The following is a 23,152-nucleotide window of genomic DNA, read 5'->3' on the forward strand; positions in this document are numbered from 1 at the left end:
CTGCGGATTGACCCGATGGGGCACTGCGGTATGGTCTGCCGACCCATGGCTGATCGAGGAGCGTTCACGTGTTCTACCGGGCCAGTCTGCAGGCCGCTGCAGTCCTTGCTTCCCTCTCTCTGCTGGCAGGCTGCGGACTTCTCTCCGACAGCGGCTCGAAGGCGGAGCAGAAGATAGTCGTCGGTACGACCAGTGAGCCCTCCAGCCTCGATCCGGCGGCGGCGTGGGACAACTCCTGGGAACTGATGCGGAATGTCTTCCAGACCCTGGTGAGTTTCCCCACAGGCAGCACCAGCCCCGAGCCCGACGCGGCGGAATGGTGCAAGTTCACCGACACGACCAGCACGGCCTACCGGTGCAAACTCCGCGAGGGCCTGAAATTCTCCAATGGCGACAAACTCGACGCCGAGGCCGTGAAGTACTCCATGGACCGGATCACGGCCCTCAAGGTCAAGGGCGGCCCTGTCGGCATGCTCGGCTCGCTCGACCGGGTCGAGACCAAGGGGGATGACATCGTCATCTTCCATCTCACCAAACCGGACGCCACATTCCCGTTCATCCTCGCCACGCCCGCGATGTCGCTCGTGGCGCCCAGCGACTATTCGAAGCACAAGGTCCGCAGCGACGGAATGGTCACCGGATCCGGTCCCTATCTCCTGGATTCGTACAAGCCGGGGAACCGGGCCGAACTGGTGAAGAATCCGGACTACAAGGGTTTCGCCAATCGTAAGAACGATGCTGTGACCATCCGGTACTTCAAGGATTCCGCCCCCGTGGTCGCGGCGCTCAAGAAGAACGAGATCGATGCGATCTACCGTGGCCTCACCGCCGATGAGGTCGTCAGGCTGGAAGACAACCAGGACAAGAACAGCAATCTTCAAATTGTCGACACGGTCGGTGCGGACATCCGCTTCCTGGTTTTCAACCCCGAGGATCCGGCCGCCGGGAATGTGGCCGTTCGGCGGGCCATCGCCCAGCTCGTCGACCGTGACGCGCTGGTGGCCAAGGTGTACCAGGGGACGGCCGAACCGCTGTACTCCATGGTCCCCAAGGGCATCGCCGGACATACGACGAGCTTCTTCGATGCCTACGGTGATCCGGACAAGGGCAAGGCGAAGCAGATCCTCGTCAAGGCGGGCATCACCAAGCCCGTCTCGATGACGTTCTGGTTCACTACCGACCGGTACGGCTCGTCCACGGCCCCCGAGTTCGACGAGCTGAAGCGACAGCTGGAGGCCTCCGGGCTGTTCCGGATCACGCTGAAGAGCAAGCCCTGGAAGGAGTTCCAGGAAGGCTTCACCAAGGGCCAGTACCCCGTCTTCGGCCGCGGCTGGTTCCCGGACTTCCCGGACCCGGACAACTTCATCGCCCCCTTTGTGGGCAAGGACAGCGTCACCGGGATGCCGTACATGAAGAGCGAGATCACCGAGCAGCTGCTGCCGCAGACCCGCAAGGAGAGCGACCGGGGCGCGGTCAGCAAGCAGTTCGAACGGGCCCAGCAGATCCTGGTCGACGACGTGCGGCTGCTGCCGCTGTGGCAGGGCAAGCTGTACGTCGCGGCGGGCGAGGACATCGGCGGCGGCGAGCGTGCCCTGGACCCGCAGACGGTCATGCAGATGTGGGAGCTGTACCGCAAGGCCAGTTGGTAGGCCCCGGCAGGACTCGCAGGGTCCGTTGTCAGTGGCCCCCGGTAGGTTCTCGGTTGAAGAACTGATTACTTACCGGAGGTTGTTGACGTGACCGACACCGACCTGCTGCCCGAGTCCTGGCGCGGCGTCCTCGGCGAAGAGCTCCAGAAGCCCTACTTCAAGGAGCTCACCGAGTTCGTCGAGGAGGAGCGGGCCAAGGGGCCGGTCTATCCGCCGCGCGACCAGGTGTTTGCCGCCCTGGATGCCACGCCCTACGACAAGGTGAAGGTCCTCGTCCTCGGTCAGGACCCGTACCACGGGGAGGGGCAGGGACATGGGTTGTGCTTCTCCGTGCGGCCGGGCGTGAAGACGCCGCCCTCCCTGCGGAACATTTATAAGGAGATGAAGGAGGAACTCGGTCTGCCGGTCCCGGACAACGGGTATCTGATGCCGTGGGCCGAGCAGGGCGTGCTCCTGCTCAACGCCGTGCTGACGGTGCGTGCGGGCGAGGCGAACTCGCACAAGGGCAAGGGCTGGGAGAAGTTCACCGACGCGGTGATCCGCGCGGTTGCCGCGCGGCCCGATCCGGCGGTCTTCGTGCTCTGGGGCAACTACGCGCAGAAGAAGCTTCCGCTGATCGACGAGGAGCGCCATGCGGTGGTGAAGGGTGCGCATCCGTCACCGCTGTCCGCCAAGAAGTTCTTCGGCTCCCGTCCGTTCACGCAGATCAACGAGGCGGTGGCGGCGCAGGGGCACGAGGCCATCGACTGGCGCATCCCCGATCTGGGCTGACGCTGAGGTTTGCGGCCCGGGCCGGCGGCGGACGCCCGGTGGACAGGTCCGGGCCGGGGGGTGGGTGCTCGGTGGACAGGTTAGGGACGCCCGCCCGAGCCTCAGCGGGATTGACCGCGGCTGCGGCTAGCGTCGAACGGAAATGGGTGGACGTGGACAGGGAGGCCGCAGTGACGGAGCAGCGGGAGGCGTCGAAGGATGCCGTCATGACCAGGATCGGCCAGGCGATCATGCTGCTGCACGGCGGCGACCGGGAGGAGGCCCGCAATCGCTTCGGCGAGCTCTGGTCGGAGATCGGCGAGGACGGGGACGCCCTACACCGGTGCACCCTCGCCCATTACATGGCTGACACGCAGGACGACCCCGGTGATGAGCTCGCCTGGGACCTGAGGGCCTTGACCGCGGCCGGCAGCCTGACCGACGAGCGTGCGGCACAGCACTCCGATGCGCTCGCGGTGCGCGCGTTCTATCCCTCGCTCCATCTCAACCTCGCGGCGGACTATGTGAAGCTCCACCGTCCTGAGGCGGCCCGGATCCATCTGGACCGGGCGCGCGCCGCGTCCGGTGTGCTCGCGGACGACGGGGCGGACGACGGGTACGGGGGAGGGGTCCGCGCGGCGATCACGCGGCTGGAGCTGAGGCTGCTGGAGCTGTGAGGGGTGGCCCGTCGCGGTGGACGGGCCACCCGCTCGGCTCTCTCCTACCGGGCTCGGCGACCGTAGGTGTTCTCGCAGATCCGGGACTGCGGACTGCCCGCGGGCCAGTGCCCGTATCCCCGTCCCAGCGCGCAGACGTCCTTGTCGGCGACGGGGGCCGGTAGATCCGGGACGGGCGCGGTCACGGCGGGCGGGGCCTGACGCGGCCGAGGCCGCGCCGCCTCGGGGTGCTTCCGTTGCTGTGGTGCGCGGGGCGCGGTGCGGCTGTTGTCCGGCGGTGCGCCTCGCGCCGGGCCGGATGCGGAGGCGGACGGCTCGGGGGCCGGTACGGCTCCCAGGCTGTCGTGGACCGGCGGCCGCACGATCTGTGGTGCCAGGTCCTGGGCGGGCCTGCTGGTCCCGGGCCGGGACGGAACGTCCGGCTGCGGCGCCACGGACACACAGCCGGACAGTGTCGTGACCGCCACGCCGACCAGGAGCTTCACGGTGATTCGGGTTCGTTGCACCTGATCAACTCTGCTGTGCGAACCCGGTTCTGTGTGAGCCGGGAAGCCGTGATTGGCCCGCACGAGTGACGCCGGTCAGCGCAACGCCGTCTGCGATCCGAGCATCCCGCGCAGCAGTTCGGTGAAGCCGGTACGCAGTTCCTCCTCGGTCGGTACGGAGCGGTGGTACGACCCCGCGGCGCACGAGAACATCAGCCCCTCGCACCAGGCCACCAGGGACAGGGTGTGCCGCTCGGGCTCGGTCGACCCGGCCGCCGTCATCAGTGCCATCAGGGGCTCGCGGAACTGCCGGCCCGTTGCGTCGAAGAACTCCCGCAGCTCCGGGCGCCGAGTGGCCTCGAGAGCGAGCTCGTAGCGGCAGATGAGCAGTTCGGGGTGGCGGGTGAGATAGCGGTGCAGGGCCGGCGCGAGACCGGCGACCAGCGCCTCCGGGTCGGTGTGCGGGCCGTTCTCCGCGCCGGTGCCCGAACGGCCTTGCGGACCGGCGTCCGCGCCGTCCGTCCTGCTGGTGCCCGGAACCAGAAGTTCACCGGGAGCGAGCACCCGCGCCTCGCGCTCCGCCAGCCGTTGCACCGTCACCTCCAGCAGGGACTGCCGGGTGCGTGCGTAATTGGACGTCGAACCCTGGGGGAGTCCGGCGCGCTCGTCCACCGCGCGGTGGGTCAGACCGCGCATCCCACGTTCGGCGAGGAGCGCGAGGGCGGCATCGGTAATGAGATCGGCCCGGGAGGTGCCGGTGGTGCGTGTGGCCATGGGGCCAACCTACCTTCGGAACTACAGCTGTAGTACGGTGATGCTCTCACTACAGATGTAGTTTCGAGGAGGAGTCATGGCCAAGCCCCATGCCGTCGTCATCGGCAGCGGAATCGGCGGCCTCACCGCGGCGGTGGCCCTGCACGGTTGCGGCTGGCGGGTCACCGTCCTGGAACGCGCAGCCTCCCTGGAACCCGTCGGCGCCGGCATCGCCCTCGCGCCCAACTCCCAACGCGCCCTGGACGTCATCGGCCTCGGCGACGAGATCAGGTCGCTCGCCGCCTGGCAGGGCGACGGCGGTATGCGTATCCCGAGCGGCCGCTGGCTCTCCCGTACGAACAGCACTGTCGCGACCGAGCGGTTCGGCGGCCCGATCGTCCTGTTGCACCGGGCCACCTTCGTCGACCGCCTCGTGGCCCGGCTGCCCGACCCCACCGTTCGTACCGACGCCGCCGCGGAACTGCTGGACCCGGGCGCCGTGGACGGTGCGCGTGCCGTGGTCCGGACGGCGGCCGGGGACATCGAGGCCGACCTCGTCATCGGTGCCGACGGCATCAACTCGGGCGTACGCGGCGCACTCTTCCCGGCCCACCCCGGACCCTCGTACGCCGGATTCACCACCTGGCGCATCGTCGTCCCCGCGCCCGAGCGGCCCTTCGCCCCGCACGAGACCTGGGGGCGCGGCGCACTGTGGGGCACCCAGCCGCTCAAGGACGGCCGGACATACGCCTACGGGGCGGCCGTCGCCCCGGCCGGAGACCGTGCCGCCGACGACGAGAAGGCGGAGTTGATGCGTCGGTTCGGTCACTGGCACGACCCGATCCCCTCGATCATCGCCGCCGCCGAGTCCGGACAGGTACTCCGCAACGACGTGTACCAGCTGACCGACCCCCTGCCGTCGTTCCACCGGGGGCGCACCGTCCTCGTCGGCGACTCCGCCCACGCCATGGCACCCAGCCTCGGCCAGGGCGGCAATCAGGCCGTCGAGGACGCGATCGTGCTCGCCCACCATGTGGCACCGGACAGGGACCTCGGCGCGGGTCTGGCGGCGTACACCGCCGACCGGCTGCCCCGCACATCGGCCATCGTCCGCAAGGCCGCACAGGCCGCCCGGCTGATGCGCCTGACCAGTGCCCCGGCCGTGGCGCTGCGCGACGCCCTGATGTCCACCGTCTCGCGGCTCGGGCCCACCCTCGTCCTGCGCACCTTCGACGGCATCGCGGACTGGCAGCCGCCGCAGCACACGTATGCTGCCCCGACGAAGGACGCGCACAGGTCACCGCGGCAGACATCGGCTCGAAGAGCCCGACCGGGCTCCCCCGATCGGTGAACACCGCGCCGGCCGGCGCTGAACAGTGAGAGGGAGACCCCTGTGAAGGTCGGCTGCATCGGGCTCGGCGACATCGCGCAGAAGGCGTATCTGCCGGTTCTGACGACCCTGCCCGGGGTCGAAATACATCTGCAGACCCGTACCCCCGCCACCCTGGCCGCGGTCGCCGAGAGCCACCGGATCCCGTCCGGGCAGCGCCACGCCGACCTCGAATCGCTGCTTGCCGAGGGCCTGGACGCCGCGTTCGTCCATGCCCCGACGGCCGTGCACCCGGAGATCGTGGGCCGGCTGCTGGAGGCGGGTGTTGCCACGTACGTCGACAAGCCACTGGCCTATGAACTCACCGATTCCGAGAGGTTGGTGAGCCTTGCCGAAGAACGCGGAGTGACCCTCGCCGTCGGTTTCAACCGAAGGGTCGCCCCCGGCTACGCGCAGTGCGCCGAGCATCCGCGCGAACTCATCCTCATGCAGAAGAACCGGGTGGGCCTGCCCGAGGACCCACGCACCATGGTGCTCGACGACTTCATCCATGTCGTCGACACACTGCGTTTCCTGGCGCCGGGGCCGATCGAGCACACCGTCGTGCAGGCCAGGATCCGCGACGGTCTGATGCACCATGTCGTACTGCAACTGGCCGGTGACGGATTCACGGCCATCGGCGCGATGAACCGACTCAGCGGCTCGAACGAGGAACGGCTGGAGGTCTCCGGCCAGGACTCCAAGCGCGAGGTCGTCAACCTTGCCGAGGTGATCGATCACAAGGGGCAGCCGAGCGTACGACGGCGCGGCGACTGGGTGCCGGTGACCCGCCAGCGCGGCATCGAGCAGAGCGTGCTGTCCTTCCTGGATGCCGTGCGGGCCGGAAAGGTGCTGAGCGCCGGCGACGCCCTGCTGACGCATGAGCTGTGCGAGCGCATCCTGCGCGACCTGGACTGCGCCTAGGAGGGTGCTGGAGATCTCGGCCCGGGTCGGTCCGGCGGGCCAAGGGCCGGACCGACTCCGGAGCCGTGGCCGGCCAGGGGGGCTTCGGTCTCGGGATGCGTCGGTCCCGGCTCCGATGCAGGCTGGGGAAATGACCACCGGCCCGTGGAGGTGACCTCGTGAGGCCCCACGACGAGCCAAAGGGCTGGGGAGCACTCCAGCCGCCGCCCGGTTACTACTCGGCCGACGGGCGGCCGCCCGACGCGATGCAGCGCGGGCTGATCCTCGACTGGGCGGTCAATCAGCGGATCGCGAGCGGCTGGCGGGTGGAATCACGTTCCGAGACACAGGTCGTCATGGTCCGGGGCCGACCGCTGAACCACGTGCTGCACGCCATCCTGATGGTGTTCACCTGCTTTCTCTGGGGTGCCGTGTGGCTGGTGCTTGCCGTGACCAACAAGGTCGAGCGGGTCTCGCTCACCGTCGACGCCCAGGGCCACATCGTCTCCGTGAACGGCCCCGGATAGTCCGGCCGGTCTCCGGTACCGGGGCTCACGGTGTGGAGCGACCGGTGGATTCGTCGGATTCGTCGGGTGAGGCAACCACCGGAGCCACCGCACCGCTCGCGGTGGCGGGCCCGACCCGATGGCGCCTGCGGAGCGATCGCACCCCTTCGAAGGCGCAGAACACGGCCAGCACAGCCGCCGCCCCGTGCACCGGCCAGTCGCCCAGCCGTACGTAGAGCGTCGTACCGGACGCCAGCGGTACATCGAACACGGCGGCGCCGCTCGTATCCGTACCGAGCGGGGCACCGATCCGCTCGCCCTGCGGGCCGTACACCGCACTGACGCCGGTGAGCGTCGCATGCACCATCGGACGGCCGTTCTCAGCGGCCCGCAGCGCCCCGAGAGAGGCGTGCTGTTCGGGAGCCCAGCTGTGCTGGAACGTCGCGGTCGACGACTGGGCGATCAGCAGCTGCGCACCGTCCAGGGTCAGCCGCCGGCTCATGTCGGGGAACGCGGTCTCGAAGCAGATCAGCGGGCCGATGCGCAGCCCCTTCCCGCCGGCGGCGCCGGGAAGCCACATCGTCACCGGGTGAGTGCCCCGCAGCCGGTCCTCGCCCGCCGCCTTGCCGAGAGACGTGGCCCACCCGAGCACCGAGCGCGCCGGGATGTACTCGCCGAACGGCACCAGCCGCATCTTGTCGTACCGGTCTCCGGTCAGTCCGTCCGGACCCACCAGCACCGCGGATTTGTAGATCCCTGTCCGACCCGGTCCGCCGGTCCGTCGGGCGTCCATGTTGACCAGCACATCCGCGCCCACCCGACGCGAGAGGGCCGCGATCCGGGCGGCGGCTTCCGGGTGCCGCGAGAGATCGACACCGACACTGCTCTCGCCCCACACCACCAGATCGAGATCGCGTCCCGCCAGCTCGCCGGTCAGCCGCTCGCTGACGGCGAGCCGACGCTCCACGCTGTGGGGACCCGCGATCACACCCGGCTGCACGACGGCGATCCTGGCCACGCCCGACCGCTCGGGCTGCGGTGCCCATTGCGCCATCGCCCCCACGGCCAGGGCGCACACCACGATGCCGATGACGGCGACCGTACGGGCGGCGGCCACGAACAGCAGGGCGATGGCGGTGTTCACCGCTACCACCACAAGGCTCACCAGCCACACCCCGCCGACGGATGCCACGCGGAGTGCCGGAGCCACCTCCCACTGGCTCGCGCCGAGCAGCCCCCAGGGACCCCCGAGGCCCTCCCAGGAGCGGACCAGCTCGATCATCAGCCAGCCGCACGGCACGGCGACGACCGCGGACATGGCTGCTGCGACGGAGACCGGCGCACGCAGTACCCGGAAGACCAGCAGGCCCCACGGCGCCCACAGCAGACCGAGCAGGGCTGCCAGGACCACGATGAACACATGGAGACTCGGCATCAGCCAGTGATGCACGGCGAGCAGGTAGCCGGTCCCGCCGAGCCAGCCGTCGAGCGCCGCCCGGCGCCCCGTACCGGCGGACCGGATCAGCAGCAGCCACGGCACCAGACCGACATAGGCGAGCCACCACAGGGAAGGCGCCGGGAATGCGAGCGCGGGCAGCGCACCGGCGAGCAGCGCGACGCAGCCGCGCCACCGGCCGGACCGCAGCATTCGCTCCCACTGCTCGCGCCGACCGGCCGGAATCCGCATGCCGCGCCTCCTCGTCCTGCTGATCAGCAGTGTCCCCCCTGGTCACCCGTTCTGCAGTTCTTTCCCGGCGCGGGAGGGCGGAAGCACCGGTGGGCGGACTCAGGAGGGGGTGAGCATGTCAGCTGTGCCGCGCCACTTCTCGTGCACGGTCACGGTCCGGATCCGCCAGCCGTTCCCTGTACGCGACAGTGTGAAGGCGTACCGCCCGCCGGAGACGAAGTTCGGCGCGGTCTCCCCTGCCCCGGAGCCGCCTTCGCCGCCCGCCGTGCTGTCCAGCCGCATCGGGTTGAGATAGTCGGCCCGCACTTCGGCCCGGTCGCCCGGGTAGCCGCCCAGGTCCTGGATGTCGACCCGGCGGTTGACGATCAGATGCTGGCGTACGGGGAAGAGCCGCATGGTCTCCGCGAGCCACTGGGCGACCTCGGCGGCAGGCCCTTCGATACCGCCCGCGCCGCGGTAGTCGGCGCGGCCGTCCGCGGTGAACAGGGCCCGGTAGTCCACCCATGCGCCGTCGTCCACCGCCATCGCATAGCCGGTGATCACTGCGTCGATGGAAAGCCGGTCCATCACGGTCGAGAGATCCACGCGCTGCGTCATCGGGTCAGTGTCTGCCCGTCGGCCTCCGAGGCCAAGGGGGCGTGCACGCACGACGGGCCGGCACAACCGTCAGCAGGGCACCACGGCCACCGGGCCGAGGGCATGCGTGAGCGTGGTCTGTGCGACGGGGGAGAGCCCGAGCCCGAGGGACTCACCGCCCTTGCGCCGCCCGATCACGGTCAGTGCCGCGGTCGCCGAGGCCGTGACCAGGGTGCGTGCGGCGGAGCCCCCGACCGGTTCCCTGACGACCTCGACCTGCGGATACTTCTCCCGCCAGCCCGCGGTGAGTTCGGCGAGGGTCCGCTCGGCCGCACCAGCCGCAGCGTCCCGGTCGAAGACCGGGCCGCCGGACAGCATCGAGGAGAACATCGTCCAGCCGTGCACGATCCGCAGTCGCGCACCGGGCCGGGAAGCGGTCGTCGCGAAGGCGAATTCCAGTACCGCTTCACTGCTTTCGTCGGCGGCCACGCCCGCGACAATGTCGGGAAAGGCTTCGACTGCCTCCCCGTCGTCCTCCACCGACGGTCCGCTGTGGATGACGACGACGGGGCACTGGGCCATTGAGGCGGTCGCCAGACTGTTGGAGCCGAGCATCAGGGACCGGAATCCGCCCAGACCGCGCGAGCCGACGACCACCAGCGACGCATCACGGCTCAGCGAGGCGAGCGCCGCCGAGGGGAAGTCCAGCGGTGCGAGCGTCGACGGGTGCAGATCCGGAACGATCTCGGACACCCTTCGCACGGACTGGGTGAGCAGTTCCTCGGCCTCGCGCTGCTGTGTCTCCTGAACGGTGCGCCGGTTCGGCGTCCGGGCGTGCACGATCACCAGTGGGAGCGCCCGGCGGACGGCCTCGTGGGCGGCCCAGTCGAGTGCCTCACGGCTGTGCGACGAGCCGTCGACGGCTGCGATCACGGGAAGCTCTGTGGTGGTCATGATTTCCCTCCGGGTTTCAGCTGTACATGTCCCAGGCTGGTACGCGCACACGTCTTGTGGCAGGGCCTTTCGGCCTCATCTGCCCGGGAAGATTCGGACAGATGAGGCCGCGCGTAACATGCCGCGCCCTGACGCACTGCAACACGGGCGTCGATCGCTCGGACGGCCGCCCGTGGCCACGCGGTGAAGGGGCGGGCGGCGGCTGAGGTCCCGGACCACCCGGACGGACTCAGGCCCCGCCACGCCCCCGTGATGTCCGGCGTGGGTGGAGAGGGAGCCCGAGCAGCGGCGGAGCAGAAGTACGGCTGTGGTCGCCAGACCGGTGAGCAGGCCGAGCCGGATTCCCGGGCTGTCGAGGCCGAGCGGGTGGGTGAGGAGCCAGGAAGCGGGGAGGCCGACGGCCCAGTGGCCGATGAGCGTGATGCGGAATCCGTTCCAGGTTTTGTCGAGCCCCTGCGGGACCGGCGCCGAGGTTCAGCGCGCAGTCGAAGAACTGCGGGAAAGCAGTGACCGTGAGCAGCCGAGTGGCGATGGTGAGTGCCCGGTCGGAGTCGGCGGAGCCGGAGTCCAGGAATGGCTCCGGTGCCGGCTGCGGCAGCGTGAGGTAGACGACGCCGACGACGGACATCACGGCTGCGGCGCACGAGAGCGCGGTGTTCTTGATGCGGCGGGCGTCCTCGTGGCGGCCCAGGGCGATTTCGCGGCTGACAAGGCTTCCGGCCCACTGTGATTGTCAGTGCAGGATGCGATGCTGCCCCCATGGACGAGCTGATGCGGCAGCGGCGCGTGTACGGCGCCGACCATGACGATCCCGACCCGGGGCCCCAGCCGGGTCACTCCTACCGGGAGTTGGTGGGCGGCCCGCTCGACGGGCTGCTCCTCGATGTGACCGGCTGGACGGAGACGGCACTGCGCGAGGGGGCGGCCCTGAACACGGAGATCGGGCGGTTCGGCCCGGGCGGCCGAGCGGAGTACGCACCCAGGGACGGTGACTTCGACCGGTGGGACTGGCAGGGCGACATACCTTGACCTTCGGCGCCCCGCCATTTCGTGGAGGTGGTGTGGTGGCGGCCGGCACCGAGCCCGCAGCGCGGTGGACGAGACCTGCCAGGACTAATCGCCCGAATCGCTCGATACTGGAACCATGGCACAGAAGGCGTCTCGACCGCACGCCCCGCCGACCCTCTCCGTCAAGGGCCGGGAGGTGCGGATACGCACCATCGGGATCTTGGTATTGATCGGTTTTGCGATCTGGTTCATCGCTGCGAACACCGAATCGGTGGGCATCCGGCTGTGGGTACCCATCGTCACCCTGCCGCTCTGGGCGGTACTGACCGTGACCCTGCTGGTCGGGCTGGGGATAGGCGCGCTGCTGGCCCACCGCAGGGCCAAGCGCTGAGCCCGCGGACGGGGAGCCGGGCCTCGCGGGCGCGCGTTTGTCCCACATGCCACGGTCGACGGGGTTGTCATCCGTGTCCGGGTGGAAAGGCGCGAGGATCTCCGCAAACGCCCCTTCGGTATCGCCCGCGGCCTCGGCCGGCAGACAGACCGTCACCCACACGCCAGCCATCGCGCCTTCCCTTGCCATCCGGCCCGTCGACCGGCGTCGCTGTGGCGTCGCTCCCGGTCACGGCACCGAACGCCTTCACCTCAACTCCTTCCACTGCAAGCGGCGGATGGGCGCAGGTGTCCCACGTTTCGGAGAATTCGGTGTGCGGGGAAAGCGCCCGACACCCGCCGCGAGGCGGGACCCGGCGAGGGCGTCACGGACCACGGGGCCCATGCGGGGCGTTACGGCATCGCCGCGTACCGCGCAGCCACCCCGGTAGTATCACCGCTCCGACATGACCAGGAGCCATGCCCGGCGTCCGCGCTCTGGCCCGCAACTCAAACTCACCGGCTACGCCATGGCCTATGCGCGCGAGGCGGGGGAGCCTGCTCGTGACGACTGGCCGAAGCTTCTGGTCTTCGTCCGTCAACAGTTCACCGGGTGGGAAGAGCGGGCGGGCCATGACGGGCCGACTCTGCGCGCCCAGTGGATAGTTGACCCGTGCGAGCACGCCCTGTCAGGCCCGGGTCGGGTAGCGGATCGCGATGATGCCTACGCCGCACTACGCCGGCTTCCACGTCTTCGCGGTGCTTGCCGAGCTCATCCGCGAGCTGATCGTGCAGGGCACCGTTGAAGGGATGGCGGAGGCGCGCGCTCGTGGCGAGCGCATCGGCCGACCTCCCGCCGTGACTGCCGAGCAGATCCTGCACGCCCGCTCCATGCTTGCCGAGCCCGAGGCGTCAGTGACGTTCATTGCCAAGCTGCTCGGCATCTCCCGCACCACGCTCCACAAGTACGTACCCGAGCTCGAGGCCGGAGGGCGGCCCGCTGTCGGCGCCCAGGTCGCCCCCGTGGAACTGGGCTGACATTCGGCGGCCAGGCGCCCGTCATGCCGCTTCGTACCGATGCGCCCGGCCGCCGCGCCATTCGATCCAGGTCAGGTCGTCGAGTCCGGCCCGCCTCAGGAGTTCGACGAGGTCACCGTCTCTTCCAGTTGCTGACGAGTCTGGCTCGTATCTGACCTGCATCGCGGCGTCGCGTAGATATCCGCAACGTTCCAGCGAAGACCGCGAAGCAGAGCACAGCCGAGGCCGATGCCGTGTGGTGGCATCGGCCAATTCGCTGTCAGGGGCGGCGTACCGGTGGGGCCTCGCCTCAGTGGGTGTGCCTCTGCCAGTCGAGAGGCACCCGTTCGTGAGGGCCGGGCACCGTCTGCGTCTGCGGGTGGTGCTGCGGCGGCGCCAGGTTCGGGCCCTCGCTGAACATCTCCTTGGTGCGGAAGTCCCAGAACCAGTCCTCGCCCGGCTCGAAGCTCTGGATGATCGGATGCCCGGTGTCGGCGAAGTGCCGGGAGGCATGCTGCTCCGGGGAGGTGTCACAGCAACCGACGTGCCCGCACTGGGCGCAGCGGCGCAGATGCAGCCACCAGCCCTGCGCCGCTTCACATTCCACACAGACGGTTCCGCTGGGCGGGACCGTCGGGTCGATACCCTCAATGGCCTGTGACATCGATGTCCTTCTGCCGTAGATATAGGTCGCCGTGTCCTGATCGATGCTACCGAGCCGCGCTTTCTCACACACCTCGGTGCCGTAGAAGCCCATGGTCGGAGCCTCGCTGCTGAGCAGCCTTGCGCCCTGAGAGGATCGGAGGCATGACGGACTCCCCTATGCAGGTCAATGCCCTCGTCGTCGATGCCACTGACCCCGAGCGGCTCGCTGTGTTCTGGTCCGAGTTGCTCGGCAGGCCGGTCGTGGGCCGCATGGGCCCGTATGTATGGCTTCGGCGAGAGAACGGCCTCGGCTTGGGCTTCCAGCAGACCGACGAACCCAAATCGGGCAAGAACCGCATGCATTTCGACATCACCTCGCCCAGCCCCGCAGCCGAGCAGAAGCGGGTGGAGACGCTCGGTGGGTGCAGACTGGAGCAGTACGACCACGGGGGGTTCCTGGTGATGGCGGACCCTGAGGGCAATGAGTTCTGCATCATCCCGGAGGGCGCCTTCGAGCTCGACGACGAGGGACGCGCGAACTATCTCGGCTGACCGACTGTGAACCGCCCCGCCCCGGAACGGCGCCCGGGTGCGGGGCGGACGCGCATCAGCTGTCGCGGTCAGGCTCAGGATGCAGGACGGCCTTCTTCACGGCGATCTCCAGCTCGAACCGGGAAACTCCTGCAGCTTCGGCGTGCGCAGTGACCGCGGCCTGGAATTTCGCCGCAGCCTCCCGCCACGCCGCCCACGCCTCCTTCGTGTACGGCTCGGCAAGGGCCTTGCGCTGCTCCTCCGCGGCGGAACGTTCCAGCCTGATCAGATCTTCAGGGATATCGATGGCCACGGCCGGATCGTAAACGGCGCCACTGACAATCGACCGGAGCCGCGCTGGTCAGGCCGCTGCGACGACATCCGCCCGGACCGCGGCTTCCCACTCCACCAGCAGCCGTTGATACTCCGCCTCACCCTCCGGCGACAGCGGGCCGGCCGCCCAGAGCGCGCGGATGTCCGCGTTCACCGCGGCGGGGGAGCGCACAGGGGTGGCAGGCGAAGGCTTGATCGACATGGGAACAGGCTACGGCGAGGGACTGACAATGGTGCCGACCGCGTCGAGGGCGAGATGCCACGGGAAGCCCTCGGGACGCCGCTCGCCCGGCTGGTTCGGTGCGAAGCCGCCCTCGCCGTAGAGCACCGTCACCCCGGCGCCGCGCAGGGTCTCCACCGATCGGTCGAATGCCGGATGCTGCACGTAGGCCGCGTTCACGCAGGGCATCGTCACGGTCGGGATCCGCTTCCCGATTCCCTCGGCGACCACCCCGACGACGAAGCTCGACGTCAGCCCGAGGGCCCAGGCGTTGACTGTGTTGAAGGTGGCCGGTGCGAGCAGGATCGCGTCCGCCGGCGGCCACACGTCCGGTTCGCCTGGCATCTTGTACTCGGAGCGCACTGGGTGACCGCTCAGAGCCTCCAGCTCGTGCAGCTGCGGTCCCAGCCACTTCGCAGCCGTCGGCGTGAGCCCTGGGCAGACGTCCCAACCGCGGGCCTGGGCCTCCTGAATCACCTTGCCCGTTTCGAAGACCGGCGGGGCAGCAGAACCGAACAGGTACAGGACACGAGCCGTCATGTGCCCATCCCAGCCGTCGGGCCCCGGACATGCAACCGCACCCGAATCGGGTGGAATCGGGGGCGATGCGGGATCCAGCGCGCGGACGCGCGGGTACCGTTCCGGGTGACGAGTCAGGAACGGAGACCAGTGTGCCCAGACTGGACGACGACCACACAGGCGCCCGGATCAAAGAGCAGCGGAAACTTGCCAGGCTGACTCAGCGACAGCTGGCCGACCGGCTCCCGTACTCGTACAGCCTCCTCAACCAAGTCGAGTGCGGCGCCAAGCCCGCCAACCTCGACTTCGTCGCGGCTGTGGCCCAGGTCCTGCGGATCGACGTCACCGTGCTGACGGGACAGCCCTACGTGACCGAACTGCAGCAGGACCGCCTCGCCGAACTCGTGCGCCCCATCAGGGAGGCGCTCGACCTGTACGACCTGGGGGCCGACGACGCCATTCCCGACAGGCCGGCCGAGCAGTTGATCGCAAGCGCCGAGGCGCTGTGCGCCGAGGTGAGGGCCACGCATCTGCGGAATGCCGCCCGCCTGCTGCCCACCACCATCGCAGAGCTCACCACCGCGGCTTGGCGCACCCAGTCGACGGAGCTGTGGCAAGCCCTTGCCTCGACGTACCGCACTGCCCACGACATCTCGGTGAAGCTCGGCTATTACGACCTCTCCGGCGTGGCCCTGGACCGCATGGACTGGGCAGCTCACCGGGCCTCAGACCCCTGCTTGGCCGCCATCCGGCAGTACATGCGAGCTTTGGTGTACTTCCGGGAGGGCGAGTACACGATCGGGCAGCGCCTCGTCGCCGCCGGCCACGGCATCGTCGGCGCCGCGCAACAGACCCGGGAGGCCATCGCCGTCACCGGGCAGCTTCACCTCGGGGCGTCCGTCATCGCCGCCCGCGCCGACCAGCAGGCCGTGGTCGACACCCACATCGCCGAAGCCCGCGACTGCGCAAGGCAGACCGGAGACGCCTCCGAAGTCCACTGGCTCAGCTTCGGACCGACGAACGTTGCGCTTCACGAGATGTCGGCCGCGGTCGAGATGCGGCAGTACGACGAAGCCCTCACCCAGGCCAGGCAGATCACTCTGCCCATGGCTCTGGCCACATCCCGGCGCGCCCACTTCCTCATCGACAAGGCCCGCTCAGAGATGGAGACCGGCCGGACCGAGGCCGCGCTCAGCAGCATCATCGACGCCCGGCACGCCGCCCCGGAGCAGACCCGGTACCACCCGGGAGCCCGCGAGACCATCAAGGGCCTGGTGCACATCTCGCGCCGCACCCCGGACACCCTCGGCCACATGGCGGCTTGGATCGGCCTGTAGCCGCGCTCACACCCTGACCTGCCGACGCTCACGAATCTGTGAGCGTTGAGCCCCTTCGCGACCGTCACGCTGGTCTCGTACCTGATCGACGAGTGCCGGGGACGCCATGACCGTGAGGGACCTACCGCCAGTCAGTGACCTGACGGAGCAGCAGCAGCGCGGATGGTCCTGCGTCTGGTGCAGGACTGCTCTCACCGTCGGCGAGGACATGGACCTCGGCGAAAAGCGGGCCCGGCCCGAAGGCGGCGCCGCGTACAGCTGGTTCCCGCGAGCCTGCTCGGACGCCGCAGCCTGCGCCGCCCGCGAAGCCGAGCAGGCGCGATGACGGCCTTGCCGAGGAACTGGCATCCCGGCGGCTCCCCGACCCGGGGACGTTGAAGGGGACCAGTCCGCCGGTCGTGGCTGTATCCGGTGCAAGAAGCCCCTCACCACCGGTGCGGCAGGCGTCGGGATCATCCGCGACCGGCTCGGCGTGCACGTCCTGGACACGGAGGTCCGGGCGAGGCCGTGTTGCCGGGGCTGTACAAACTCGCCCGAACGCATGGTGGTCATGCGCGTGGCACGTGTGATCACGTCGAGCGGGCTTGAATCGCCTCTGATTCGCTCTGATGATCTCCAGCTCTGGTCGTTGGCCCGGGCGCCGAAAGAGGGCCCAGACCCCTCACTAGCCCGCCGACTCGCCCGCGTGCGGGCTCAGCACACCGGCCGCCACCAGGGCGAACAGCAGTACGCCCAGCAGCACGCGGTAGATGACGAACGGCATGAAGCTCTTGGTCGTGATGAACTTCATGAACCAGGCGATAACGGCATAGCCCACACCGAATGCGATGAGCGTCGCGAAGATCGTCGGCCCCCACGACACGTGCCCCTCGCCCGCGTCCTTGAGCTCGAAGACACCCGAGGCGAGCACCGCCGGGATCGCGAGCAGGAAGGAGTAACGGGCCGCCGCCTCGCGGGTGTATCCCATCAGCAGACCGCCGCTGATGGTGGCGCCGGAGCGGGAGACACCCGGGATCAGGGCCATCGCCTGGCAGAAGCCGAAGATCAGGCCGTCCTTGACTCCGAGTTCCCTCAGCGTCTTGCGCTCCTTGGCGGCCCGGTGCCTGCCGCCTGCCTCGTCGCGGGCGGCGAGACGGTCGGCGATGCCGAGGACGATGCCCATGACGATCAGGGTGGTGGCGATCAGCCGCAGATCGCGGAAGGGCCCCTCGATCTGATCCTTGAACGTCACACCGAGCACACCGATGGGGATGGAGCCGACAATGACCAGCCAGCCCATCTGGGCGTCGTGGTCGCTGCGCATCGACCGGTTGGTCAGCGAGCGGAACCAGGCCGAGACGATCCGGACGATGTCCTTGCGGAAGTAGATGAGGACTGCTGCCTCCGTGCCGATCTGGGTGATGGCGGTGAACGCCGCACCCGGGTCGTGCCAGCCGGCGAACGCTGCGGTGAGCCGCAGATGTGCGCTGGAGGAGATCGGCAGGAACTCGGTCAGTCCCTGAACGAGGCCCAGGACGAACGATTCGAACCAGCTCATGGGGCTTTGGCCATCCCGGAGGTGATCGTGCATCGGCCGACGGCAGCAGGGGCCGTCGGCAACGTGCGCATTGCGGTCAAATGAGGGCAGGGCCATGCCGGGCCCGGAGATCTTCGGTCGGTCGCGGGCAGGGTATCGCCCTCAGATGAACAGCGATACGTGTACCCCCGCGCCGCCCACCGCCCCGGTGTCTGCTCCCACGCGTACCGGATCACTCGGCGGCGAGGCGGTGACGCTTGCGCCAGGCGACGACGACGGCGCCGAGCCCCGTCAGCACGATGAAGCCCATCGCGGCCAGGAACGCGGGCGACGTCGGTGACGAGGCCTCGCTGCCCGCGACGACATACGCGGCGGTGTTCGGGACCGAGCCGAGCCCGGTGGCGATCAGGAACGGCGGATACCTCATGCGCGAGACGGCCGCGCAGTAGTTGGCCGCCGCGAACGGCACACCGGGGAACAGCCGCAGCGCCAGCATCGAGCGGAAACCGTGCCGGCTCAGCTGACCGTCCGCCGCCTTGAGCCAGCGCCCGCGCAGCAGCGTACGGAGCGCGTCCTGCCCGAGCACCCTGCCCAGCCCGAACGAGATGCCCGCGCCGAGCACCGTACCCGCCAGCGCAGCGACCAGCCCCGCCTGCGAACCGAACAGCGCACCGGCGGCGAGATTGAGCAGTGGCCGCGGTACGAAGGCCACCGTGCACACGCCGTACGCGGCACCGAACAGCACGACGGCGTTGGCGCCACCGCTCAACTGGGCCGGCCAGCCGGTGGCGAGCAGCCGTTGGGGTTCGAGGAACAGCATCGTCGCCGCGGCGGCCAGCAGCACCGCCACGAGCAACGAGAACCGGGACCAGGGCGAGAGCAGCGCCCTCGTGCAGCGCACGGCGAGGCCGCCTGTGGGCCGGGCGGCGGGGACGGGGTCGAGCATGCGGGGAGACTAACCGACGTCCGGGTGTGATCACCGTGACGTGCACGGTACGAGCCGGGCGGCCGACATCGCTCCCGTGCGCTGCCGACGTCCCGCGGACCAGGCACTGCGACGGCGAGGAGGAACCCGAACTCCCGTGTCCGGCTCGAGGTGTCCGCCGGAAAACCATTCGACGTGGCCGTGCCGGTCGGCCATGATCGGACCCATGTTCCGGTACGCCTTCCTCGCAGCGCAGTCCGCAGTCGCGGACGCGCCGAAGGCTGCCGTGAACCCCGTCACCGCAGCGGCACTTGTCGCAGCGGCAGCGTTCACCGCTGCCGCAGCGCCCATCGGCGGCGCACGAAGCTGACCCTCCCCCGACAGTCCGGCGGACCCCGTAAGGGGAGGGTCGGCGAGGCCCTGGGGTCTTCTCTCTCAGCTTCGAATTCCAAGGAATGAGCCATGCCCAAGACGGCATACGTGCGCACCAAGCCGCATCTCAACATCGGCACCATGGGCCACGTCGACCACGGCAAGACCACCCTGACCGCCGCCATCACCAAGGTCCTCAGCGACCGCGGAACCGGCACGTTCGTCCCGTTCGACCGGATCGACCGGGCGCCGGAGGAGACCCGGCGCGGCATCACCATCAACATCGCGCACGTCGAGTACGAGACCGACACCCGTCACTACGCGCATGTCGACATGCCGGGTCACGCCGACTACATCAAGAACATGGTCACCGGCGCCGCTCAGCTCGACGGGGCGATCCTCGTCGTCTCCGCGCTCGACGGGATCATGCCGCAGACCGCCGAGCACGTCCTGCTGGCCCGTCAAGTGGGTGTGGACCACATCGTCGTCGCCCTCAACAAGGCGGACGCGGGTGACCCCGAGCTGACCGACCTGGTCGAGCTGGAGGTCCGCGAGCTGCTCTCCGCGCACGGTTACGGTGGCGACGGTGTCCCCGTCGTACGGGTGTCGGGCCTGAAGGCCCTGGAGGGCGACCCGCGATGGACCGCGGCCGTCGAGGCGCTGCTGGACGCCGTCGACACGTATGTGCCGATGCCGGTCCGCTACACCGACGCGCCGTTCCTGCTGTCGGTGGAGAACGTCCTGACCATCACCGGCCGGGGCACCGTCGTCACCGGAGCCGTCGAGCGCGGCATCGTGCGGGTCGGTGACCGGGTGTCGGTGCTGGGCCCGGACATCGAGACGGTCGTCATCGGTCTGGAGACCTTCGGGAAGCCGATGGAGTCCGCGGAGGCCGGAGACAACGTGGCCCTGCTGCTGCGCGGGGTGGAGCGCGACCGGGTGCGTCGCGGTCATGTGGTCGCGGCGCCCGGCAGCGTGACGCCGAGCCGCCGTTTCACCGCACAGGTGTATGTCCTGTCGGCGCGGGAGGGCGGCCGGACCACCCCGGTGACCACCGGATACCGGCCGCAGTTCTACATCCGCACCGCGGACGTCGTGGGCGACGTCGACCTCGGTGCGGTGGCGGTGGCGCGACCCGGGGACACGGTCGACCTGACCGTCGAGCTGGGCCGCGACGTCCCGCTGGAGACCGGACTCGGCTTCGCGATCCGCGAGGGCGGCCGCACTGTCGGCGCGGGCACCGTCACCGGACTGCTCTGAGCCGTGTCGCACCAGGGGCCCGCTTCCCGTACCCCACGGGAGGCGGGCCCGGTGCCGTGAGCAAGACTGACGGTATGACAGACACAGCACTGGTGCTCGGTGCCGGCGGCGTCACGGGCGGCGCCTGGACGACCGGAATTCTGTACGGGCTCGCGAAGGCGGACGTGGACCTGTCCACCGTCGATCTGATCATCGGCAGTTCGGCGGGGGCGGTGGTCGGCGCGCAGCTGGCCTCCGGACTGCTCGGCCTTCCGGAACTGTACGAACTCCAGCTCGCCGATCCGCAGGGCATGACCGGCGGCAAGCTCGGCGCGCTGACGTTCCTGCGCTATGCGGGGGCCGTGCTGTCCGCACGTACCCCCGAGGCATACGGGCGGAAGCTGGCCCGGATCGCGAAGGATGCACACCTCGGCATCACGGCGGAGGAACGGCGTGCGGCGATCGCCGGCCGTCTCCTGTCGCCCGACTGGCCCGGGCGTTCCCTGCGCATCACCGCGGTCGACGCGGCCACCGGTGAACTCCACACGTTCGACAAGGACAGTGGAGTATCCCTCGTGGACGCCGTCACCGCGAGCTCCGCCGTCCCGGCCGTATGGCCCGTCGCCACCTTCGGGGAACGGTCCTGGATCGACGGCGGGGTGCACTCCCCGGCCAACGCCCATCTCGCTGCAGGCTACGGGCGCGTCGTCGTCATCGCTCCGACGGCCAGTGGCAACAAGGTCATCGTCTCGCCGCGCTCGCAGGCGGCCGAGCTGGCCGCGAAGGGCGCCCGCGTGGAGGCCATCACCCCGGACGCGGCGGCGAAGAAGGCGTTCGGCCGCAACCCCCTCGACCCCGGCCGACGAGCCGCGGCGGCCCGTGCCGGGCTCGCCCAGTCGTCGGCGCATGCCGAAGCCGTGGCCGCGGTCGTGAGCAGCTGATCGGGCACCCCACAATGGGGGAGTGAACGAGTCGATACCTGTCATCCGGGATGTGGACCAGGGCACCGCCAGACTCCTGCCCGACGTGGACCGGGAGAGGGCCTGGCTGCTCACCGTCGACGGTGCTCCCCAGTCGTACGTCGATCTCGACGCGCCGGACCACCTCGAATTCGAGTACGCGCGACGGCTCGCCCATGTCGTGGACTGCGCCGCGGCACCGGGCGCACCGCTGGACGTACTCCATCTCGGCGGTGGTGCGCTCACCCTGCCCCGCTATGTCGCCGCGGCCAGGCCGGGCTCCCGCCAGGACGTCGCCGAGGCCGACCTCGGGCTCCTCGCCCTGGTCGCCGAGCATCTGCCGGTCCCCGACGGCAGCGGGATCACCGTGCACGGCACGGACGCACGCAGCAGGCTGGAACAGACCCCGCCCGGCTCCGTCGACGTTCTGATCGCGGATGTGTTCGGCGGCTCGCGAGTGCCCGCCCACCTCACCACCGTCGAGTACGCGCAGGCTGCCCGTCGGGCGCTGCGCGACGGTGGAATCTACGCCGCCAACCTCGCGGACGGCGCACCATTCGGCTTCCTCCGCTCCCAACTGGCCACCTTCGCGGCCGTCTTCGAGGAGCTCGCGCTGATCGCCGAACCGTCAGTGCTGCGCGGCCGGCGCTTCGGCAACGTCGTCCTCGTCGCGTCCCGAAGCCCCATCGACACGGCGGCGCTGACCCGCCGCTGCGCCGCCGACGCCTTCCCCGCAAGGGTCGAGCACGGGACGTCGCTGGACCGGCTCGTCAAAGCCGCGCGGCCGGTCAGGGACGGCGAGGCGGTCGCCTCACCCGAGCCGCCCGACGGGGCCTTCAGCATCGGCTGAGGCCGGTCCTTGCGCCTTGGCCGTCACCATCTCGGTGGTGACGCCGGCGCGGGTCAGATTGCGTACCTCGGGTACGAACAGCACGGCGCCGGTGACCAGTACGATCAGCCCCGCGCAGCCCCACAGGGCCTCACTGCGCCCGACCAGGGTCTCCACCGGACCGGCGAGCGCGGTGGCGACCGGCATCATCGCCACCGAGCCGAACCAGTCGTACGCCGAGACGCGCGACAGCTTCTCCTCCGGGATCTCCTGATGCATGGCCGTCATCCACGAGACCCCGAACACCTCGATGGCGACCCCGCTGACGAACATCACCACACAGAGCCCGACCACCGGCAACGGCACCGCCAGTCCTGCCGACGGCAGGGCCAGCGGGAAGACGCACAGGGTTCCGGCCAGCAGCAAGCGCCGGGGCTTCCAGCGCATCATCAAGAGTGCCCCGCCCAGTGTGCCGACCCCGAACGCGGCGAGCGCGAAGCCCCAGGGGCGGGCGCCACCGAGCTCGTCCCGGGCGACCAATGGTCCGTAGACGGACTCGGCGGCACCCACGGCGGCGACCACCACCGAGAACTGCGCCACGATGCTCCACAGCCAGGGGCGGCCGATGAACTCCTGCCAGCCGTCCCGCAGATCGGCGAGCAGGCCGCCGCCCGGTGCGCGCGACGGAATGTGGCTGACATCCAGGAAGGCGCGCAGCGCCCCCGCCACCGCGAAGGACGCGGCATCGATGGCCAGCACCCAGCCCGGGTCCATCGCCGCAATCATGGCGCCGCCGAGCGCCGCACCGCCGATCGCCGCCCCCTGCATGGACATCCGGAAGAGGGCGAAGGCGCGGCTCGCCTGCTCACGGCTGACGCTCGACATCAGCATGCCCTCGGCCGCCGGGTTGAAGAACGCCTGCCCGGTGCCGCACAAAGCGGTGAGCAGCATCATCTGCCACAGCTTCGGATCGCCGGCCAGGACCAGCCAGGCGAAGGCGGCCTGGGAGACGCAGTTGAGCGCG

The 23,152-nt window shown here is 69.7% G+C and carries 28 protein-coding genes; 16 read left to right on the plus strand and 12 right to left on the minus strand.

Going from position 1 to position 23,152, the window contains the following annotated elements:
* Positions 1-68: 68 nt before the first annotated feature.
* The 3 genes from GA0115254_RS41680 to GA0115254_RS41690 all read left to right on the plus strand — a co-directional run bounded on the left by GA0115254_RS41680 (position 69) and on the right by GA0115254_RS41690 (position 3,076).
* Complete coding sequence (locus tag GA0115254_RS41680; protein ID WP_093900467.1) at positions 69-1,649, plus strand: ABC transporter substrate-binding protein; 1,581 nt, start codon at positions 69-71, stop codon at positions 1,647-1,649.
* Between the two features lie 87 nt (positions 1,650-1,736).
* The gene (locus GA0115254_RS41685) at positions 1,737-2,420 is read left to right on the plus strand and encodes a uracil-DNA glycosylase (protein WP_093900468.1); all 684 of its coding nucleotides are present in this window, start codon (positions 1,737-1,739) and stop codon (positions 2,418-2,420) included.
* Positions 2,421-2,590: 170 nt separating this feature from the next.
* Positions 2,591-3,076 (plus strand): hypothetical protein, encoded by a 486-nt coding sequence (locus tag GA0115254_RS41690; protein ID WP_093900493.1) that lies wholly within the window; start codon positions 2,591-2,593, stop codon positions 3,074-3,076.
* Between the two features lie 44 nt (positions 3,077-3,120).
* On the opposite strand, the gene GA0115254_RS41695 is transcribed toward GA0115254_RS41690, so the two are convergent.
* Positions 3,121-3,582 carry a hypothetical protein gene (locus GA0115254_RS41695; protein WP_176740516.1) on the minus strand — a complete coding sequence of 154 codons (462 nt, stop codon included), beginning with the start codon at positions 3,580-3,582 and terminating at the stop codon, positions 3,121-3,123.
* 75 nt (positions 3,583-3,657) lie between these two features.
* Positions 3,658-4,335: a TetR/AcrR family transcriptional regulator gene (locus tag GA0115254_RS41700; RefSeq protein ID WP_093900470.1), complete on the minus strand. Its 678-nt coding sequence runs from the start codon at positions 4,333-4,335 to the stop codon at positions 3,658-3,660.
* Between the two features lie 76 nt (positions 4,336-4,411).
* On the opposite strand from GA0115254_RS41700, the gene GA0115254_RS41705 reads away from it, so the two are divergent.
* From GA0115254_RS41705 to GA0115254_RS41715, 3 genes are all read left to right on the plus strand, one after another.
* Positions 4,412-5,665, plus strand: coding sequence for an FAD-dependent monooxygenase (locus GA0115254_RS41705; protein WP_093900471.1), 1,254 nt, complete (start codon positions 4,412-4,414; stop codon positions 5,663-5,665).
* Positions 5,666-5,707: 42 nt separating this feature from the next.
* Positions 5,708-6,607 carry a Gfo/Idh/MocA family protein gene (locus tag GA0115254_RS41710; protein WP_093900472.1) on the plus strand — a complete coding sequence of 300 codons (900 nt, stop codon included), beginning with the start codon at positions 5,708-5,710 and terminating at the stop codon, positions 6,605-6,607.
* Between the two features lie 158 nt (positions 6,608-6,765).
* Positions 6,766-7,113, plus strand: coding sequence for a hypothetical protein (locus tag GA0115254_RS41715; RefSeq protein ID WP_093900473.1), 348 nt, complete (start codon positions 6,766-6,768; stop codon positions 7,111-7,113).
* Between the two features lie 25 nt (positions 7,114-7,138).
* Here the strand turns inward: GA0115254_RS41715 and lnt are convergent, their stop codons facing one another.
* From lnt to GA0115254_RS41730, 3 genes are all read right to left on the minus strand, one after another.
* On the minus strand, positions 7,139-8,779 hold the full coding sequence (lnt, locus tag GA0115254_RS41720; RefSeq protein ID WP_093900474.1) for an apolipoprotein N-acyltransferase: 1,641 nt from the start codon (positions 8,777-8,779) through the stop codon (positions 7,139-7,141).
* Between the two features lie 99 nt (positions 8,780-8,878).
* Positions 8,879-9,376 (minus strand): nuclear transport factor 2 family protein, encoded by a 498-nt coding sequence (locus GA0115254_RS41725; protein ID WP_093900475.1) that lies wholly within the window; start codon positions 9,374-9,376, stop codon positions 8,879-8,881.
* A 69-nt stretch (positions 9,377-9,445) separates the two neighbouring features.
* On the minus strand, positions 9,446-10,309 hold the full coding sequence (locus tag GA0115254_RS41730) for a universal stress protein (protein WP_093900476.1): 864 nt from the start codon (positions 10,307-10,309) through the stop codon (positions 9,446-9,448).
* A gap of 759 nt (positions 10,310-11,068) precedes the next feature.
* Between GA0115254_RS41730 and GA0115254_RS41740 the strand changes: the two genes are divergently transcribed.
* The 3 genes from GA0115254_RS41740 to GA0115254_RS41755 all read left to right on the plus strand — a co-directional run bounded on the left by GA0115254_RS41740 (position 11,069) and on the right by GA0115254_RS41755 (position 12,724).
* Positions 11,069-11,338, plus strand: a complete 270-nt coding sequence (locus tag GA0115254_RS41740; protein ID WP_093900477.1) for a hypothetical protein — start codon at positions 11,069-11,071, stop codon at positions 11,336-11,338.
* A gap of 115 nt (positions 11,339-11,453) precedes the next feature.
* Positions 11,454-11,708: a hypothetical protein gene (locus GA0115254_RS41745; protein ID WP_093900478.1), complete on the plus strand. Its 255-nt coding sequence runs from the start codon at positions 11,454-11,456 to the stop codon at positions 11,706-11,708.
* Positions 11,709-12,406: 698 nt separating this feature from the next.
* Complete coding sequence (locus tag GA0115254_RS41755; RefSeq protein ID WP_256103093.1) at positions 12,407-12,724, plus strand: recombinase family protein; 318 nt, start codon at positions 12,407-12,409, stop codon at positions 12,722-12,724.
* Between the two features lie 289 nt (positions 12,725-13,013).
* Here GA0115254_RS41755 and GA0115254_RS41760 read toward each other — a convergent pair whose 3' ends face one another.
* Positions 13,014-13,367 (minus strand): UBP-type zinc finger domain-containing protein, encoded by a 354-nt coding sequence (locus GA0115254_RS41760; RefSeq protein ID WP_093900494.1) that lies wholly within the window; start codon positions 13,365-13,367, stop codon positions 13,014-13,016.
* Positions 13,368-13,510: 143 nt separating this feature from the next.
* Between GA0115254_RS41760 and GA0115254_RS41765 the strand changes: the two genes are divergently transcribed.
* Positions 13,511-13,900, plus strand: a complete 390-nt coding sequence (locus GA0115254_RS41765; RefSeq protein ID WP_093900481.1) for a VOC family protein — start codon at positions 13,511-13,513, stop codon at positions 13,898-13,900.
* Positions 13,901-13,955: 55 nt separating this feature from the next.
* Here GA0115254_RS41765 and GA0115254_RS41770 read toward each other — a convergent pair whose 3' ends face one another.
* The 3 genes from GA0115254_RS41770 to GA0115254_RS41775 are packed head-to-tail and all read right to left on the minus strand — an operon-like array spanning position 13,956 to position 14,972.
* Positions 13,956-14,192 carry a hypothetical protein gene (locus GA0115254_RS41770; RefSeq protein WP_093900482.1) on the minus strand — a complete coding sequence of 79 codons (237 nt, stop codon included), beginning with the start codon at positions 14,190-14,192 and terminating at the stop codon, positions 13,956-13,958.
* A 48-nt stretch (positions 14,193-14,240) separates the two neighbouring features.
* Entirely contained in the window at positions 14,241-14,414 is a 174-nt protein-coding gene (locus GA0115254_RS45090; protein ID WP_176740517.1) for a hypothetical protein, read from the minus strand.
* Between the two features lie 9 nt (positions 14,415-14,423).
* Positions 14,424-14,972, minus strand: a complete 549-nt coding sequence (locus GA0115254_RS41775; protein WP_093900483.1) for a flavoprotein — start codon at positions 14,970-14,972, stop codon at positions 14,424-14,426.
* A 131-nt stretch (positions 14,973-15,103) separates the two neighbouring features.
* Here GA0115254_RS41775 and GA0115254_RS41780 point away from each other — a divergent pair, with 131 nt between their 5' ends.
* The gene (locus GA0115254_RS41780) at positions 15,104-16,288 is read left to right on the plus strand and encodes a helix-turn-helix domain-containing protein (RefSeq protein ID WP_093900484.1); all 1,185 of its coding nucleotides are present in this window, start codon (positions 15,104-15,106) and stop codon (positions 16,286-16,288) included.
* A gap of 106 nt (positions 16,289-16,394) precedes the next feature.
* Complete coding sequence (locus GA0115254_RS41785) at positions 16,395-16,613, plus strand: hypothetical protein (RefSeq protein ID WP_093900485.1); 219 nt, start codon at positions 16,395-16,397, stop codon at positions 16,611-16,613.
* A gap of 339 nt (positions 16,614-16,952) precedes the next feature.
* Here GA0115254_RS41785 and GA0115254_RS41790 read toward each other — a convergent pair whose 3' ends face one another.
* Together GA0115254_RS41790 and GA0115254_RS41795 are read right to left on the minus strand one after the other, a co-directional pair.
* A complete protein-coding gene (locus GA0115254_RS41790; protein WP_093900486.1) occupies positions 16,953-17,825 on the minus strand; it encodes an undecaprenyl-diphosphate phosphatase in 873 nt (290 codons plus the stop codon).
* Between the two features lie 211 nt (positions 17,826-18,036).
* Complete coding sequence (locus GA0115254_RS41795; protein WP_093900487.1) at positions 18,037-18,750, minus strand: TVP38/TMEM64 family protein; 714 nt, start codon at positions 18,748-18,750, stop codon at positions 18,037-18,039.
* 205 nt (positions 18,751-18,955) lie between these two features.
* Here GA0115254_RS41795 and GA0115254_RS45095 point away from each other — a divergent pair, with 205 nt between their 5' ends.
* From GA0115254_RS45095 to GA0115254_RS41810, 4 genes are all read left to right on the plus strand, one after another.
* Entirely contained in the window at positions 18,956-19,099 is a 144-nt protein-coding gene (locus tag GA0115254_RS45095; RefSeq protein WP_176740518.1) for a hypothetical protein, read from the plus strand.
* Between the two features lie 92 nt (positions 19,100-19,191).
* A complete protein-coding gene (gene tuf, locus GA0115254_RS41800; RefSeq protein WP_093900488.1) occupies positions 19,192-20,361 on the plus strand; it encodes an elongation factor Tu in 1,170 nt (389 codons plus the stop codon).
* Between the two features lie 74 nt (positions 20,362-20,435).
* Entirely contained in the window at positions 20,436-21,281 is an 846-nt protein-coding gene (locus GA0115254_RS41805) for a patatin-like phospholipase family protein (protein ID WP_093900489.1), read from the plus strand.
* Positions 21,282-21,303: 22 nt separating this feature from the next.
* Positions 21,304-22,149 carry a spermidine synthase gene (locus GA0115254_RS41810; RefSeq protein WP_093900490.1) on the plus strand — a complete coding sequence of 282 codons (846 nt, stop codon included), beginning with the start codon at positions 21,304-21,306 and terminating at the stop codon, positions 22,147-22,149.
* Here GA0115254_RS41810 and GA0115254_RS41815 read toward each other — a convergent pair.
* Positions 22,111-23,152 (minus strand): MFS transporter (locus tag GA0115254_RS41815; protein ID WP_093900491.1); only part of this gene is annotated, 1,042 nt, incomplete at its 5' end. The two genes, GA0115254_RS41810 and GA0115254_RS41815, sit on opposite strands and share 39 nt — an antisense overlap.

Origin of the sequence: Streptomyces sp. Ncost-T10-10d, assembly GCF_900091955.1 — a bacterium.
In the GTDB taxonomy this organism is placed as follows: domain Bacteria; phylum Actinomycetota; class Actinomycetes; order Streptomycetales; family Streptomycetaceae; genus Streptomyces.

Coding starts and splice junctions, on each gene's coding strand:
- GA0115254_RS41700 (WP_093900470.1), bottom strand. CDS start 4,335: ATGGCCACACGCACCACCGGCACCTCCCGGGCCGATCTCATTACCGAT.
- GA0115254_RS41705 (WP_093900471.1), top strand. CDS start 4,412: ATGGCCAAGCCCCATGCCGTCGTCATCGGCAGCGGAATCGGCGGCCTC.
- lnt (WP_093900474.1), bottom strand. CDS start 8,779: ATGCGGATTCCGGCCGGTCGGCGCGAGCAGTGGGAGCGAATGCTGCGG.
- GA0115254_RS41725 (WP_093900475.1), bottom strand. CDS start 9,376: ATGACGCAGCGCGTGGATCTCTCGACCGTGATGGACCGGCTTTCCATC.
- GA0115254_RS41730 (WP_093900476.1), bottom strand. CDS start 10,309: ATGACCACCACAGAGCTTCCCGTGATCGCAGCCGTCGACGGCTCGTCG.
- GA0115254_RS41740 (WP_093900477.1), top strand. CDS start 11,069: ATGGACGAGCTGATGCGGCAGCGGCGCGTGTACGGCGCCGACCATGAC.
- GA0115254_RS41745 (WP_093900478.1), top strand. CDS start 11,454: ATGGCACAGAAGGCGTCTCGACCGCACGCCCCGCCGACCCTCTCCGTC.
- GA0115254_RS41755 (WP_256103093.1), top strand. CDS start 12,407: ATGCCTACGCCGCACTACGCCGGCTTCCACGTCTTCGCGGTGCTTGCC.
- GA0115254_RS41760 (WP_093900494.1), bottom strand. CDS start 13,367: ATGTCACAGGCCATTGAGGGTATCGACCCGACGGTCCCGCCCAGCGGA.
- GA0115254_RS41765 (WP_093900481.1), top strand. CDS start 13,511: ATGACGGACTCCCCTATGCAGGTCAATGCCCTCGTCGTCGATGCCACT.
- GA0115254_RS45090 (WP_176740517.1), bottom strand. CDS start 14,414: ATGTCGATCAAGCCTTCGCCTGCCACCCCTGTGCGCTCCCCCGCCGCG.
- GA0115254_RS41775 (WP_093900483.1), bottom strand. CDS start 14,972: ATGACGGCTCGTGTCCTGTACCTGTTCGGTTCTGCTGCCCCGCCGGTC.
- GA0115254_RS41785 (WP_093900485.1), top strand. CDS start 16,395: ATGACCGTGAGGGACCTACCGCCAGTCAGTGACCTGACGGAGCAGCAG.
- GA0115254_RS41790 (WP_093900486.1), bottom strand. CDS start 17,825: ATGAGCTGGTTCGAATCGTTCGTCCTGGGCCTCGTTCAGGGACTGACC.
- GA0115254_RS41795 (WP_093900487.1), bottom strand. CDS start 18,750: ATGCTCGACCCCGTCCCCGCCGCCCGGCCCACAGGCGGCCTCGCCGTG.
- GA0115254_RS45095 (WP_176740518.1), top strand. CDS start 18,956: ATGTTCCGGTACGCCTTCCTCGCAGCGCAGTCCGCAGTCGCGGACGCG.
- tuf (WP_093900488.1), top strand. CDS start 19,192: ATGCCCAAGACGGCATACGTGCGCACCAAGCCGCATCTCAACATCGGC.
- GA0115254_RS41805 (WP_093900489.1), top strand. CDS start 20,436: ATGACAGACACAGCACTGGTGCTCGGTGCCGGCGGCGTCACGGGCGGC.